The organism is Shewanella canadensis, assembly GCF_003966225.1.
GTDB classification, from domain to species: Bacteria; Pseudomonadota; Gammaproteobacteria; order Enterobacterales; family Shewanellaceae; genus Shewanella; species Shewanella canadensis.
The window spans coordinates 322,304-339,921 of record NZ_RXNU01000004.1 but is presented as its reverse complement, the minus strand read 5'-3'; the positions used below and the strand labels follow the sequence as shown (position 1 = coordinate 339,921).

Annotated in this window: 2 protein-coding genes and 2 pseudogenes; all 4 read left to right on the top strand. The window is 49.1% G+C overall.

Annotation, left to right across the window (positions count from 1 at the left end):
• Positions 1–361: 361 nt before the first annotated feature.
• Positions 362–1,203: pseudogene (locus EKG38_RS09875) on the top strand (transposase family protein).
• A pseudogene (locus tag EKG38_RS09870) lies at positions 1,203–9,358 on the top strand (phosphopantetheine-binding protein). The pseudogenes EKG38_RS09875 and EKG38_RS09870 overlap by 1 nt, the downstream one beginning before the upstream one ends.
• The gene (locus EKG38_RS09865; RefSeq protein ID WP_126520083.1) at positions 9,358–11,694 is read left to right on the top strand and encodes a PfaB family protein; all 2,337 of its coding nucleotides are present in this window, start codon (positions 9,358–9,360) and stop codon (positions 11,692–11,694) included. The pseudogene EKG38_RS09870 and the gene EKG38_RS09865 overlap by 1 nt, the downstream one beginning before the upstream one ends.
• A complete protein-coding gene (locus EKG38_RS09860; RefSeq protein ID WP_126520082.1) occupies positions 11,694–17,576 on the top strand; it encodes a hotdog fold thioesterase in 5,883 nt (1,960 codons plus the stop codon). Before EKG38_RS09865 ends, EKG38_RS09860 begins: the two co-directional genes overlap by 1 nt.
• The last annotated feature ends 42 nt before the right edge of the window (positions 17,577–17,618 follow it).

Sequence of the window (17,618 nt, the reverse complement as noted above, 5' to 3'; positions counted from 1 at the left end):
AGAAAGTAGCAAGCTACTAGTGAAGAAAATTAAGTTGTTACCATAGAGTATAGACTTGTACCAGTGACTGTTATTTGACCTAGATCACGCTTTATTTTCCCTACCTGTTTTTAAACAAAAATCACACACATAGCGTACAAGTGTAAGCTCAAAACATTCTAAAGAGGAAATATTAAGTCCCAGGTGATTGTGTTGTACCCTAAGGTCAGGTAGTCTGCTCAACCATTAGTCAAAAAACACCCTATAAATAACGATAAACAGGGAACTCCTGCAGGATCCCCCGGTCATAAAGTCGTATTTAGTCCCAGTAGATTATTAGCGGAGTAGCGCTGAACCGATGGCAGAGCAAGCTCGAAAAAATATGAGTCCGGAAAATTCAAATCCGGATAAACGTACGCAAAGCGCGACCGAGACTCGGCACCGCAATGCCACCACAACACCCGAAATGCGTCGGTTCATCCAAGAATCTGACCTTTCAATCACGCAACTTTCCAAGGTGTTGAACATAGGTGAAGCAACGGTACGTAAGTGGCGCAAACGTGACTCTGTCGAAAATACGCCAAATACGCCCCACCACCTCAATACAACACTGACACCGCTTCAGGAGTACGTGGTTGTAGGCTTGAGGTATCAGCTTAAGATGCCACTCGATAAACTCCTTCGGGTAACTCAAAATTTTATTAACCCCAATGTTTCTCGCTCCGGGTTAGCAAGATGTCTTAAACGCTACGGCGTATCACGGGTGAGTGATATAGAGAGCCCTCACGTACCCAGCGATACTTCAATCAACTGCCCATCATTCAAGGCAGTGATGTTCAAACTTATACACTTCACTTCGAAACACTCGCCGAGACATTGGCAATGCCGAGTCCCGATGGCGATAACGTGGTTCAGGTAGTGTCTCTCACTATCCCACCTCAGTTAACCGAAGCGCAACCGAGTTCAATACTGCTTGGCATCGACCCAAGCAGCGACTGGATCTATTTAGACATATACCAAGATGGCAATACCCAAGCCACGAATCGATACATCGCCTATGTGCTAAAACATGGGCCGTTTCATCTGCGTAAGTTGCTCGTTCGCAACTACCACACCTTTTTACAGCGTTTCCCCGGAGCCAGACTCAGTCATACCTCTGTCACGGAACACGTTGAAACTAACAACAAGACGCCTGAAAATCAGGCACCCAGCGGAGACTCATAATGAGCCAAACCTCTAAACCTTCAAAGAAGCCTTTAGCGAGTGATAAACAGTCAGCTAAAGCGACTGAGCAAGTACAAGACTCACAAGCTGATTCAAGACTCAATAAGCGTCTTAAAGATATGCCTATCGCGATCGTAGGTATGGCCAGCATTTTTGCTAACTCTCGCTACTTGAACAAGTTCTGGGATCTGATTAGTGAAAAAATCGATGCCATCACCGAACTGCCATCGACTCACTGGCAACCAGAAGAGTATTACGACGCCAACAAGAGCACGCCGGATAAGAGTTATTGTAAGCGTGGTGGTTTCCTGCCAGCTGTTGATTTCAACCCAATGGAGTTTGGCCTGCCGCCAAACATCCTTGAGCTAACCGATACATCGCAGCTACTCTCTTTGATTGTTGCTAAAGAGGTCTTGGCCGACGCACATCTGCCTGAAGGTTACGACAGAGACAAAATTGGTATCACGCTCGGTGTGGGCGGCGGGCAGAAGATCAGTCACAGCTTAACGGCGCGTCTGCAGTACCCTGTACTTAAGAAAGTCTTCGCTAACAGTGGCATCAGCGACGAAGATAGCGAAATGCTGATCAAGAAGTTTCAGGACCAGTACGTTCACTGGGAAGAGAACTCGTTCCCAGGTTCTTTAGGTAACGTTATCTCAGGTCGTATCGCCAACCGTTTCGATTTTGGTGGCATGAACTGTGTGGTCGATGCAGCGTGTGCAGGTTCACTCGCCGCAATGCGTATGGCACTGAGTGAGCTTGTTGAAGGTCGCTCAGAGATGATGATCACTGGTGGTGTATGTACCGATAACTCACCTTCGATGTACATGAGCTTCTCAAAGACTCCAGCTTTCACCACCAACGAAACTATTCAGCCATTCGATATCGACTCGAAAGGTATGATGATCGGTGAAGGTATCGGCATGATAGCGCTAAAGCGTCTCGAAGATGCCGAGCGCGATGGTGACCGTATCTACTCTGTCATTAAAGGTGTGGGTTCATCTTCAGATGGTAAGTTCAAGTCTATCTATGCGCCGCGCCCCGAAGGTCAGGCTAAAGCCCTGAGACGTGCCTATGATGACGCTGGTTTTGAGCCTCATACACTGGGTCTTATCGAAGCACACGGTACAGGCACAGCTGCCGGTGATGCGGCTGAATTTGCAGGCCTTTGCTCAGTATTTGCCGATGGCAACGACACTAAGCAACATATTGCACTTGGTTCTGTTAAATCTCAAATTGGTCACACTAAATCTACCGCGGGTACTGCGGGTCTAATTAAGGCATCACTGGCTCTGCATCATAAAGTGTTGCCGGCAACGATTAACATCAGCCAGCCAAGCCCTAAGCTTGAGATTGAAAAATCACCCTTTTATCTCAATACCGAGACTCGTCCTTGGCTTCCACGCACTGACGGTACGCCGCGCCGCGCTGGTATCAGCTCATTTGGTTTCGGTGGCACGAACTTCCACTTCGTATTGGAAGAGTACACTAAAGAACATAGTCGCGATGACAGCGAGAAAGCGAAATATCGTCAGCGCCAAGTTGCACAAAGCTTCCTTGTTAGCGCCGCAAGCAAAGATGCACTGATAGCCGAACTAAACACACTAGAAACGTCTGTGGCTCAAGCTGGGTTCAACTTGAAAGATGCCGCAGCTGACTATGCTCTTCGTGAGATCGATGCTAAAGCACCTCGTATTGGTTTAGTGGCTAATACAGGCGAAGAGCTCGCAACACAGATCAAGCAAGCTGTCGCTAAGCTTGCTAGTGACACTCTTGCTACCCAAGAAGGCTGGCAGCTACCCGGTGGCACCAGCTACCGCGCATCTGCTATCGAAGGAAAGGTTGCCGCACTATTTGCTGGCCAAGGTTCACAGTACCTCAACATGGGTCGCGATCTTGCCTGTTACTACCCAGAGATGCGTCAGCAGTTTGTAGCCGCTGATAAAGTCTTTGCTGCAAATGACAAGACCCCGCTTTCACAGACTCTTTATCCAAAGCCTGTTTTCAACAGAGATGATGTTAAAGCACAAGAAGCGGTACTGACTAACACTGCCAATGCACAAAGTGCTATCGGCGCCATCTCTATGGGTCAGTACGAGCTATTCACCGCTGCTGGTTTCAATGCCGATATGGTTGCCGGTCACAGCTTTGGTGAGCTTACTGCTCTTTGCGCATCTGGCGCTATCTCAACTGATGACTACTACAAGCTGGCATTTGCCCGTGGCGATGCCATGGCAACAAAAGCGCCAGCCAAAGATGGCGTAGAAGCTGACACTGGCGCGATGTTTGCCATCATCACTAAGTCTGCTGCCGATCTTGAGACCGTTGAAGCCACTATCGCCAAGTTCGATGGTGTAAAAGTAGCTAACTACAATGCACCGACACAATCGGTCATTGCAGGCCCAACGGCATCAACTGGCGAAGCGGCTAAAGCACTTAGCTCACTTGGCTACAAAGCGATCAACTTGCCTGTATCTGGCGCCTTCCACACCGAATTAGTAGGACACGCCCAAGCGCCATTTGCTAAAGCGATTGATGCCGCTAAGTTCACCAAGCCTACTCGCGCACTTTACTCAAACGCTACAGGTGAGCTTTACGACACGACTGGCGCGAAGATTAAGGCCTCGTTCAAGAAGCATATGCTTCAATCGGTACGCTTTACAGCTGAGCTTGAAGCCATGTATGACGCCGGCGCACGTGTTTTCGTTGAGTTTGGTCCTAAGAACATTTTGCAAAAGCTGGTTCAGGGCACTCTTGCAGATAAGGCTGGCGTTAGCGCCATCTCTATCAACCCTAGCCCTAAAGGCGATAGCGACCTACAACTTAAGCAAGCTGCGATGCAGTTGGCTGTTGCAGGTATCAAGCTCGATAATATCGATCCTTACCAAGCCGATATCGCTGCGCCAGAGAAGAAGTCTCCAATGAGCATCTCGCTTAACGCTGTCAACCATATCAGCAAGTCAACCCGCGCTAAGATGGCCAAGTCACTAGAGACCGGCACAGTCACTAGCTCAACGATTGTCGAAGAGAAGCTTGTTGAAAAAGTTGTTGAAGTTGAGAAAGTGGTTGAAGTCGAAAAGCTTGTAGAAAAAATAGTAGAAGTAGAAAAGATTGTGGAGATTGCAGTACCAATGTCGAATACGCAAGTGTCTAGTAACCAAGAGTCTAACGCTCACTCTCATCAAGTGACACCAACAGCTGTAACTAGAGAGCCATCAGCAGCTCTTAACGTAAGCGGTGATGCACTAACTAACTTCTTCGCTGCACAGCAGCAAGCTGCCCAGCTTCATCAACAGTTCCTGGAGATCCCACAGCAGTACGGTGAGACCTTCACAACCTTGATGACTGAGCAAACTAAACTTGCAGGTTCTGGCGTTGCTATCCCTGAGAGCCTACAGCGCTCAATGGAGCAATTCCACCAGCTTCAAGCTCAAACAGTGCAAAGCCACACTCAGTTCCTTGAGATGCAAGCCGGTAGCAACAACGCAGCGCTAAGTATGCTTAACGGCACGTCGACTGTTATCTCTACCCAGAACGTCACTCCTGCCGCTCAACCAGCCATCATCCAAGCAGCACCAGTGGCTCAGGTACAAGCGACTCCAGTGCAAGCACCTGCAGTTCAAGCGGCACCAGTAGCTCAAGTCCAACGTCCTGTAGTTACAGCACCCGCAGTGGTTCAAGCAGCACCGGTACAAACAGTAACAGTAGCACCTGTCGCTCCTGTTGCCGTCTCGGCGCCAACTGCACTAGCTGGTTTAAGCGCAACTATCTCAGCTGAGAAGGTTCAAGCTACCATGCTTGAAGTGGTTGCCGAGAAGACGGGCTACCCAACAGAGATGCTAGAGCTTGAGATGGATATGGAGGCGGACCTTGGTATCGACTCTATCAAGCGCGTTGAAATTTTAGGTACTGTTCAAGATGAGCTTCCAGGCCTTCCAGAGCTTAGCCCAGAAGATTTGGCAGAGTGTAGAACACTGGGTGAAATCGTTAGCTATATGAATAGTAAGTTGCCTTCAGTTGATTCTCAAGCAACAGCAACAAGCGCCGCAGGCTCTGCTAATACAAGTGCAGCTGCAGCCCTTTCACAAGCCGCTGAGGGCTCACTCTCTGCAACACAAGTCCAAGCAACCATGATGTCAGTAGTTGCCGAGAAGACTGGTTACCCAACTGAGATGTTAGAGCTTGAGATGGATATGGAGGCGGACCTAGGTATCGACTCTATCAAGCGTGTTGAAATTCTGGGTACAGTACAGGATGAGCTTCCGGGTCTGCCTGAACTTAGCCCTGAAGACTTAGCCGAGTGTCGCACACTGGGTGAAATCGTAGCGTACATGAACTCTAAGCTTCCAGCTGAAGGCGCAGCTCCTCAACTGAGTGGCCTCTCAGCAGAGAAAGTCCAAGCAACCATGATGTCTGTTGTAGCTGAGAAAACTGGCTACCCAACTGAGATGTTAGAGCTTGAGATGGATATGGAGGCGGACCTTGGTATCGACTCTATCAAACGCGTCGAAATTCTGGGTACCGTTCAAGATGAGCTACCAGGACTACCTGAGCTAAATCCTGAAGATCTAGCTGAGTGTCGTACACTGGGTGAAATCGTAGCGTACATGAACTCTAAGCTTCCTGCAGGAAATTCTACAGCAACAAGCACAAGCCTCACAGACTCTTTACCTTCACAAGCCGCTGAAGGCTCACTCTCAGCAGAGAAAGTACAAGCGACTATGATGTCAGTGGTTGCCGATAAGACGGGCTACCCAACTGAGATGCTAGAACTTAGCATGGATATGGAAGCAGACTTGGGTATCGACTCTATCAAACGCGTCGAAATTCTAGGAACAGTTCAAGATGAGCTTCCAGGTCTGCCTGAGCTTAACCCTGAAGATCTTGCCGAGTGTCGTACATTGGGTGAAATCGTTGCTTATATGAATAGCAAGTTGCCAGCTGAAGGGACTAATACAAGTGCCGCCGCGGCGCCTGCTCCTCAAGTAAGTACAGCTCCTGTAGCAAATGGTCTCTCTGCGGATCAGGTTCAAGGCACTATGATGTCAGTGGTTGCCGAGAAAACCGGTTACCCGACAGAGATGCTTGAGCTGAGCATGGATATGGAAGCCGATCTGGGTATCGACTCTATCAAGCGCGTCGAAATTCTAGGTACCGTTCAAGATGAGCTTCCGGGCCTTCCTGAACTAAACCCTGAAGATCTTGCCGAGTGTCGTACATTGGGTGAAATCGTTTCGTACATGAATAGCAAACTTCCTTCAGGAACTAATACAAGTGCCGCTGAAGGCTCGCTCTCAGCAGAGCACCTCTCTGCTGAAAAGTGCAGGGCACTATGATGTCAGTGGTTGCCGATAAGACTGGCTACCCCACTGAGATGCTTGAACTAAGCATGGATATGGAAGCAGACTTGGGTATCGACTCTATCAAGCGTGTAGAAATTCTAGGTACCGTTCAAGATGAGCTTCCAGGGCTTCCAGAGCTAAACCCTGAAGATCTTGCCGAGTGTCGTACACTGGGCGAAATCGTTAGTTATATGAACTCAAAGCTATCTACAAGTGCCGCCGCAGGCGCTGCAACTTTAGGTTCAACTATTGCAGCAGCAACCGACGCGGTAAAGTCAGTAGCTGACTCAATTGCTTCAAATGTACAGCTTCCTCCTCACAGCGAGGTAGCGCTAAAAAAGCTTAATGCGGCGGACATACTTAACGACTGTTTCGCCGCAGACGCAACCCTAGTGATCACCGATGATGGTCACAACGCAGGCGTATTAGCTGAGAAACTAACAAAGCAAGGTCTTAAAGTAGCCGTTGTACGTCTACCTAAGGGCGCAGCTCAATCACCACTAAGTAGTGATGTCGCAAGCTTCCAGGCAAAGAGTCTTGATGAGTCTGGAATCAATGGTGTTATTGCTCAAATAGAGCAACAACTTGGCCAAATTAGTGGATTTATTCACCTGCAGCCAGAAGCTAATACCAGCAACGTAAGCGATGCAGTTAACCTAAACAGTGAAAGCTTCACTCACGTTAGCCAAGCGTTCCTTTGGGCTAAATTGTTGCAACCTAAGCTGACGGTATCGACTGATAAGCGTCAGTGCTTTATCACAGTAAGCCGCATCGATGGTGGTTTTGGTTACTTAGACACTAAGCAGCTACAAGATGCTGAGCTAAACCAAGCCGCACTAGCAGGTTTAACTAAGACACTGAGCCATGAGTGGCCAACAGTCTTCTGCCGCGCTCTGGATATTGCTACCAGCTTAGATGCAACCAACCTTGCTGATGCAATCACAGCTGAGCTATTCGATAGCAAGGCTCAACTGCCAGAAGTGGGTATCTCACTCGACGCTAAAGGTAACGTTTCACGTACAACCTTAATAGCAGGCGATGCGAGCAGTAAACATGCAGCATCATCGCTAACCAGCGCTGATAAAATACTGGTGACCGGGGGAGCAAAAGGTGTGACCTTCGAATGTGCCCTTGCCTTAGCCACGCGCGCAAAGTCTCACTTTATCCTTGCTGGGCGTAGCGAGCTTCTTGCTATCCCAACATGGGCTGAAAACAAGCAGGTAAGCGAGCTAAAACCCGCTGCGATTGCGCATATTCTCTCTACAGGTAATAAGCCGACCCCTAAGCAGGTTGAATCATTAGTCTGGACTGTTAAGAGCTCTATCGAGATCAATACAGCCCTTAAAGCTTTTGCCCAAGTTGGCGCAAGTGCTGAGTATGTCAGCATGGATGTGACCGACACAGCCGCTATTACAGCAGCGCTTAAAGGTCGCTCGAATGAGATCACAGGTCTTATCCATGGTGCCGGTGTACTTGCCGATAAGCATATTCAAGATAAGACAGTTGAAGAGTTAGGTCGCGTGTACGGTACTAAGGTCAATGGCCTTAAAGCCCTGCTTGCAGCACTCGATTCAAGCAAGGTGAAACTGCTGGCGATGTTCTCTTCTGCCGCAGGTTTCTACGGCAATACAGGTCAAAGCGACTACGCAATGTCAAACGACATCCTTAACAAGACAGCGCTGCAGTTCACTGCCCGCAACCCACAAGCTAAAGTGATGAGCTTTAACTGGGGTCCTTGGGATGGCGGTATGGTTACCGATGCACTTAAGAAGATGTTTACCGACCGCGGCGTGTACGTTATCCCGTTAAAGGCAGGTGCAGAACTATTTGCTACTCAGCTACTGAGTACAACTGGTGTTCAACTGCTTATCGGTACCTCTATGCAAGGTGGCGGCGACGAACAGGACTCAAATAACGCTGAAGGCTCTACTGTAAAAAAGCTTAATGCGGGTGAGGTGCTAACTGCATCGCGCCCGCTAGCACCTGTCTCTCTAACAAGAGCCTTAAACCCTAATGTGATGGTCTTTATCCAAGACCACCGCATTAGCGGTAATCCAGTGCTCCCCACTGTCTGTGCAATTCAGTGGATGCGCGAGGCGGCGAGCGAGATGCTTGGCACTCAAGTTAAAGTGCTCGACTACAAGCTGCTCAAGGGGATCATCTTTGACAGCTGTGATGTTCAAGAGATGACCTTAGAGCTTAAGCCTAGTGGTAATGACCAAATGAATGCTTTAATCAGCAGTCAGGGTCGTCCGCAGTACAAGGCAACCCTAGCCAGTGCAAAGGGTGACGTTGATGCAGCATCAAAATCGTTTACCGAACTTGGTGATGCCGTCACAACTGCTGCTGAGCTCTATAGCAACGGAACCCTATTCCACGGGCCACGTTTGCAGGGCATACAGCAGGTGTTTAAGTTTGATGACGCGGGCCTATTAGCCAGTTGCCAGCTACCACAGGTGAGTGATTCTGATTGCGGCCAGTTTGTTGCGACGCAGCATATTGGTGGCAGCCAGCCATTTGCAGAAGATCTGCTTCTTCAAGCGATGCTTGTATGGGCAAGACTTAAATACGGTGCAGCTAGCTTGCCATCCACTATCGGTGAATTTATCTCAAACAAGCCGCTGGCATTTGGTGATAAGGCAGTGCTAGAGCTAGAGGTCGTTAAGACCAGCGCTCGTTCACTTGAGGCTAATGTCGCGCTTTACCATGAAAATGGTGAGCTTAGCGCGATGATGAAAGGGGCGAAAGTCACTATCAGCAAGAACCTCAATAGCGCTTTCTTAAACGAAAGCGCTAAAGGAGAGCAAGCCTAATGATCAAGCCGACACCCCCTGTTAATTCAGCAGCGAGCGTCAGTGATCAAGTTATCAAGAGTGAGATGCCACTGCGCATCGCACTCTTGGTGCTTCCAGCATCACTAGATTTAAATGCAGTGTCTCTTGATACGCCTGAGATGGCTAAACAGCTGTCAGTGCTAATGCCTGATCTGCATAGCTCGAAATTGCTAGAGACAACTGAGCTTGTCTCTATCAAGGTCGATGATTTCGAAGCTAATTTAACAGCCACTATCGAGTCGATAGAGCAAGGTAAGATAGTGCAAATCTCAACGCCATCAAGCTCATTGTTGATGATGCATGCACTAAAAGCGGCGCAAAATAGAATTCACCCCCATGCGCAACTTGCTGCAATGCAGATACAAGCTGAGTCTGATTCAGCTGACCCTGCGCTTACTGACACGACCCTTGCTGCCTACTCCCTTGCAGATAGTTCTATGGCTAAGGCGTTAAGCCAAGCAAAGCGTAAGTCTGACAGCGTCAGCAAGCGCTTCGACCTGCCTGAGCTAAATAGCACCGAGCAGTTCGATGCCGTGTGTACGCTAATCAAAGATCTTGCTTCTCGTACACACCATAGAGATACAGAGTCAATTGGCCCTAAACAGGCCACGAGTCACTACTGGTTTACCGATCACCATCAAGCACGTGTGGTAGCCATTAACCTGACCAGCTCTTTACAAAACAGTTCATCAAAGAGCAGTTCGGCTAGTTGCATCAGCTTCGTGGTTTCCCAAGGCACAGGCTTTATCGCACCAAAATCGATTATCGATACTAAGCGATTACAGTTTGTTGTTTGCGCTGACACCCAAGCTGAACTGCTCAGCGAGCTTACAAAGATAAAGTCAGCGCTCACTACAGAGCCCGGTTCACTGCTAACACAAATGCGCGATAACCTCGTCTCATATGAGAAGAGTAACAGTGATACCGCTAGCATCAGCAGGTATGCCATTACACTCCAGGCTAGTTCAATTGAAGCAATGCTTCAGGAGATCACGGCCATGGGTGAAACACTGCCAAATGTAATGAGCGAAAATGGTCAGTACGCTTCACAATACAAGACGCCAGCAGGCAGCTATTTTACTGCTGAGCCTTTAGGCGGAGCAGACCAAAGTGGTCTTGCCTTTGTCTACCCTGGCGTCGGGACTGTCTATAGCGATATGTTTAGTCAGCTACACAGATACTTTCCATCACTCTATTCACAGCTCGAACGTGAAGGTGATCTAAAGTCGATGTTTCAAGCCGATGCTATCTATCACTTAGATCCTAAAGTGACCCCAGCGATGCAGCTTGGCGATCTGGCTATTGCAGGTGTGGGTAGCAGCTACCTACTGACTCAGTTGCTAGTGAAACAGTTTAATATCACGCCGAACTTTGCCTTAGGTTACTCTATGGGTGAAGCATCGATGTGGGCAAGCCTTGGTGTGTGGAACGCTCCCCACGCCTTGATTGAGAAGACTAAAACCGATCCCCTATTTACCAGTGCGATTTCCGGTAAGCTCACTGCAGTGCGCAAAGCGTGGCAGTTAACCAATAGTGATGCCGATATTGTCTGGAATAGCTTTGTCGTGCGCTCACCCGCTGAGCCCATTAAGGCGTTTCTTCCTGATTTCCCCCACGCTTACCTTGCCATAGTTCAGGGTGATACCTGTGTTATTGCAGGCTGTGAGACTCAGTGCCGAGCGCTATTAGCACAGATGAAAAAGCGCGGTATTGCAGCGAACCGAGTCACAGCCATGCATACCACTCCAGCGATGGAAGAGCGCGGCAATGTAGAGCAGTTCTACAACCAACCGCTTGAAGAGGTGCTGCCAAATCAAATCAAGTTTATCAGTGCAGCTTCAGGTGATAGCACAGTATCAAATGCTAATGGTGGTCTCGACAGTCAAGTTGTTGCCCGCTCAATCGCCGATACATTCTGCAACACCTTAGACTTCACAGCGCTTGTTCACAGTGCTCAGAAGCAAGGCGTTAAGCTATTTGTCGAGCTAGGCGCAGATAGACAAAACTGTACGCTTATCGACAAGATCGCTAAACAAGATCGCCAATGCGGCGGCGAGTCGACAGAAGCTAATACAACTGCCGCTAATGGCTCTTCATACTGCACTGTGCCCGTCAATGCAAAGGGCGGTGATGATATCACTACCCTGCTTAAAGCATTAGGCCAACTTATTAGTCATCGAGTTCCACTCACAACTCAGCCACTTATTGATGGATTAAATCGTGAAATCGCGCTTTCTCAACTGCAGAAAACAGCGACCACCAAGCAGCTCAAGAGTGAACCGATGTCGAATCTAACATTACAAGGGGAAGTTTAATGTCTTCTTCAGACAAACAGGCCGCTAAGCAGAGCAAGATAGCTATAGTCGGTCTTGCTACGCTCTACCCTGATGCCAAAAGCCCAAAAGAGTTTTGGCAGAACGTGCTCGATAAACGAGATTCACGCAGCACCTTAACCAATGAAAAACTCGGTGCAAACAGCGGCGATTACCAAGGTGTTCAGGGGCAATCAGACCGCTTTTACTGTGATAAAGGTGGCTACATTGAGAACTTCAGCTTCGATGCTAGCGGTTATCAGCTGCCAAGTGAAAGCTTGACCGGATTAGATACCAGCTTCCTTTGGGCGCTAGACACCAGCCGAAAAGCACTGATTGATGCGGGTATTACCCTACAGAGCGACTCGCTTGCTCGTACGGGTATCATCATGGGCACCCTATCGTTCCCAACAACTCGTTCCAACGATCTGTTTCTGCCTATCTACCACAACGCCGTTGAAAAGGCCCTGCAAGATAAGTTAGGCACAAGTGCTTTCAAGCTAAACCCAACTAATGCCCATACCGCGCGCAGTCAAAGCGAAACTGCTTTAGATAACGCCAACGGTGCTATTGCCCACAACGCCTCAAAGGTCGTTGCTGATGCTTTAGGCCTCGGCGGTGCACAACTGAGTTTAGATGCAGCCTGTGCAAGCTCAGTCTACTCGCTAAAACTTGCCTGTGATTACTTAAGTGCAGGTAAAGCCGATGTGATGCTAGCAGGCGCAGTATCGGGTGCGGATCCCTTCTTTATCAACATGGGTTTCTCCATCTTCCACGCTTACCCCGATCACGGTGTATCGGTACCATTTGATAGCGACAGTAAAGGTCTGTTCGCCGGCGAAGGTGCTGGCGTTCTCGTACTAAAGCGTCTTGAAGATGCCGAGCGCGACAATGATAAGATCTACGCAGTTGTCAGTGGTGTTGGCCTATCTAACGATGGTAAGGGACAGTTTGTACTTAGCCCAAATCCTAAAGGTCAGGTAAAAGCGTTCGAACGTGCTTACGCTGCTAGTGATATCGAGCCAAAAGATGTCGAAGTGATTGAGTGTCACGCTACGGGTACGCCATTGGGTGACAAGATTGAGCTTACCTCGATGGAGACTTTCTTCGAAGACAAGTTAGCTGGCACCAAAGCGCCGCTAATTGGCTCAGCTAAGTCTAACTTAGGCCATCTGCTAACTGCCGCTGGCATGCCGGGGATCATGAAGATGATCTTCGCCATGAAAGAGGGAGCACTGCCGCCAAGTATTAATATTAGCGATGCGATATCTTCACCCAACAACCTATTTGATGCTGGCACTCTGCCGAGTCAGGTACAGCCATGGCCAGCAAAAGCGGGTAACGATAAGCGCCATGCCGGTGTATCGGTATTTGGCTTCGGCGGTTGTAACGCTCACCTACTATTAGAGTCCTACTCACATAATCAAGCTGCGGTAGCTCAAACAGCAGGCGCTAGACATCAGCTGGCTATTGCACCTAAGCCACAGGCGATGAAGATAAGCGGTCTTGCCTCTCACTTTGGTCCTCTTAGCAGCATAAACCAGCTCAATGATGCTGTTGCATCAAACAGCAACGGCTTTATCTCGCTACCTAAGAAACGCTGGAAAGGATTAGAGAAACATCAAGAGTTGCTAGCTGAATTTGGCCTTGCCGCTGCGCCCAAGGGGGCCTATGTCGACAGTTTCGACCTGGACTTCCTGCGCTTCAAGCTGCCGCCTAATGAAGATGATCGCCTGATCTCACAGCAGCTAATGCTGATGAAAGTCACCGACGAAGCAATTCGTGATGCCAAGTTAAAGCCAGGGCAAAAAGTTGCAGTACTGGTTGCTATGGAAACTGAGCTTGAACTTCACCAGTTCCGCGGCCGCGTTAACCTGCACACTCAACTTGAGCAGAGCCTGTCAGCGCTAGGCGTCACCTTAACCGGTGATGAGTACCAAGCATTAGAAGCTATCACAATGGATAGTGTTCTCGATGCGGCGAAGCTCAACCAGTACACCAGCTTTATCGGCAACATCATGGCCTCTCGAATCGCCTCACTATGGGATTTCAATGGTCCAGCATTTACTATCTCTGCCGCCGAGCAGTCGGTGAGCCGCTGTATCGATGTTGCGCAGAATATGATGACCAGCGAAGCACTAGATGCTGTGGTTATCGCTGCTGTTGATCTCTCTGGAAGTTTTGAGCAGGTGATACTGAAAAACAGTGTCGAGCCCGTATCTATCGATGCAAGCGCAGCCCAAAACAGTGGTAGCTGGAATGTCGGTGAAGGAGCGGGAGCAGTTGTACTGGTTCCAAGTGATACCACAAGCTCTGACAGAGAGAACTCTTACGGACAAAACTCTTATGGACAGATAAGTGCACTTGCCTTTGGACAAGCAGCTAAGCCTAACCTTGTTGCCGATAACCTATTGACTCAAGCGGGCGTTGATATCAACACCATCAGGGTAGTTGAGACAAATATCGCCCCTGGCAGTATCTCTTCTGCACCAGTGAGCAATCTATTCCCAACAGCTGTTAGCACCAGCGCCGATAGCCGTATTGGTCACAGCTTTGCTGCTGCAGGAATGGCGGGTCTACTTCATGGCCTGCTTAACCTGTCCCAGCAGAATCAGTCTCAGCACAATGCAGGCCGAGCAATCGTTGCCTGTAGCAGTGAGAATCAAATCTCGCAGCTATTAATCAGCCAAACCGCGAGCGAAAACAGCGCACTTACTACTCGTTTAAGCAGTGAGCTTAAATCAGACGCTAAGCACCAGCTACTCAAGCAGGTCACCTTAGGTGGTCGTGATATCTACCAACATATCGTCGATACACCACTTGCAGCTCTAGCCTCAATTCAAGGCAAGCTAGCTCAAGGTTGCGCTTCTACCGTTGTGAAGCAGCAAAAGCCTATCGTCTCGCGCACAGCTCCTAAAGTAGCACCTGTATTGGCTGCACCTGCAACTACAGAACCCCAATTAGCAGCACCTGTAAGCCCTACTCCAGTTTTAGGTACCCTTATGACAAATAAAGTAATTACAACGCCTAGTAAGACAATAGACGTTTCAGCAGGCGATTTAGCGGCATTCCAGCAAAATCAGCTGCTCACTCAAGAAGCTCATCAGGCATTTTTAAAGAGTCGCTCAGCGGGTATGAAAGTCGCTGACGCTCTGCTTAAGCAGCAGTTAGCTCAAGTAACTGGCAGTGCTGCACCACAAGTTCAGCAGAGTGTAACGTCAATCCCTGCGCCTGTTTCATATGCAAATACACTTGCTAAAGAAGCGCCTGCGGCGGCTCTTAAACAACTGTCGCCTGATCACGCCAACGTACCACCATACATAGCGCCGACGCCTGAGCTTAAGCCATGTATCTGGAACTATGCAGATCTCGTCGAGTATGCCGAAGGTGATATCGCCAATGTATTTGGTAGTGATTACGCCATCATCGACAGCTATTCACGTCGCGTACGTCTACCAACCACAGATTATCTACTGGTCTCTCGTGTCACTAAGCTTGATGCGACCATGAATGAGTTCAAACCTTGTTCGATGACCACTGAATATGATATTCCACTAGATGCGCCTTACCTAGTCGATGGTCAGATCCCATGGGCCGTAGCGGTAGAATCCGGTCAGTGCGACTTGATGTTAATTAGTTACTTAGGCATCGATTTCGAAAACAAGGGTGAGCGCGTCTATCGACTACTCGATTGTACCCTCACCTTCCTGGCCGACCTGCCACGCGGCGGCGATACCCTACGTTATGATATCAAGATCAACAACTACGCCCGTAACGGCGAAACCCTGTTGTTCTTCTTCTCTTACGAGTGTTTCGTTGGCGACACCATGATCCTCAAGATGGATGGTGGCTGCGCCGGCTTCTTCACCGATGAGGAGCTTGCCGACGGTAAAGGCGTTATTCGCACCGAAGATGAGATTAAGGCACGTGCACTTGTCGTTAAGAAGACCTTCAACCCGTTACTTGACTGCCCTAAGACCAGCTTCAGCTATGGCGATATCCATAAGCTACTGACTGCCGATATCGAAGGCTGTTTCGGCCCAAATCACGCAGGCCCGGCTCAACCTTCACTGTGTTTCGCATCGGAGAAATTCCTGATGATCGAGCAGGTGAGCAAAGTTGAACGCAACGGCGGCACTTGGGGTCTTGGCCTTATCGAAGGTCAAAAACAGCTCGAAGCAGATCACTGGTACTTCCCATGTCATTTCCAGGGCGACGAGGTAATGGCAGGTTCTCTTATGGCCGAAGGTTGTGGTCAGCTGCTACAGTTCTATATGTTGCACCTTGGTATGCACACCCAGACTAAGAATGGTCGTTTCCAGCCACTGGAAAATGCATCACAGCAGGTTCGTTGTCGCGGACAAGTACTGCCACAATCAGGCGTACTGACATATCGCATGGAAGTGACCGAAATTGGTTTCAGCCCGCGGCCTTACGCAAAAGCGAATATCGATATCCTGCTTAACGGTAAAGCCGTTGTCGACTTCCAGAACTTAGGTGTGATGATTAAAGAGGAAGATGAGTGTACCCGCTACCCACGTCTAACCTCAAACACGACGGTAGCGCCTGCAGCGTCTCTTCACAAAGCGCCTGCGGCTTCCCTAAATAAAGAGTACAAACCAGCATCTAAGAATGCGCCGTTGATGGCACAAATTCCGGATTTGACCAAAGTGCCGAACAAGGGCGTGGTTCCCATCTCCCATGTCGAGGCACCCATTACGCCGGATTATCCGAACCGTGTACCCGATACCGTGCCGTTTACGCCGTATCACATGTTTGAGTTTGCGACCGGTAACATCGAAAACTGTTTCGGCCCTGAGTTCTCAATCTACCGCGGCATGATCCCACCACGTACACCTTGTGGCGATCTGCAGGTGACGACTCGTGTTATCGAAGTAAACGGTAAGCGTGGCGACTTCAAGAAGCCTTCATCGTGTATCGCCGAATATGAAGTGCCAACCGATGCCTGGTATTTTGACAAAAATAACCATGAAGCCACCATGCCGTACTCCATCCTGATGGAAATATCATTGCAGCCAAATGGCTTCATCTCCGGCTACATGGGCACCACGCTTGGCTTCCCCGGGCTTGAGCTCTTCTTCCGTAACTTAGATGGTAACGGCAAGATGCTACGCAATGTCGACCTACGCGGTAAGACGATCCGTAACGACTCGCGTCTGCTATCGACCGTAATGGCTGGCACGAACATCATCCAAAGCTTCAGTTTCGAGCTGAGCACAGATGGCGTGCCTTTCTATGAAGGTAAGGCCGTATTTGGTTACTTTAAGGGTGATGCGCTCAAAGACCAGCTAGGTCTGGATAACGGTAAGGTCACCCAGCCCTGGCATGTGACTAATGGCGTAGCTGCGGATCATAAGGTGAACCTACTCGACAAGAGCAGCCGTCACTTTAACGCACCAGCCAGTCAGCCACACTACCGCTTAGCCGGCGGGCAGTTGAACTTTATCGATAGCGTCGAAATTGTTGAAAATGGTGGCACCGAAGGTCTTGGTTACCTGTACGCCGAACGTACTATCGACCCAAGCGATTGGTTCTTCCAGTTCCACTTCCACCAAGATCCGGTTATGCCTGGCTCTCTGGGTGTTGAAGCGATTATCGAAACCATGCAGACTTACGCCATTACCAAAGATTTAGGCGCCAGATTTAAGAATCCAAAGTTTGGTCAGATCTTGTCTGATATCAAGTGGAAGTACCGCGGTCAAATCAACCCGCTGAACAAGCAGATGTCGATGGATGTCAGCATCACATCGGTTAAAGATGTCGATGGTAAGAAAGTGATCACGGGTAACGCCAGCTTGAGTAAAGATGGCCTGCGCATATATGAAGTCGCAGATATAGCCATCTGTATCGAAGAAGCATCTTAATTGATAAATGGAGGACTCGTTGAGCCCTCCATTTATCACACA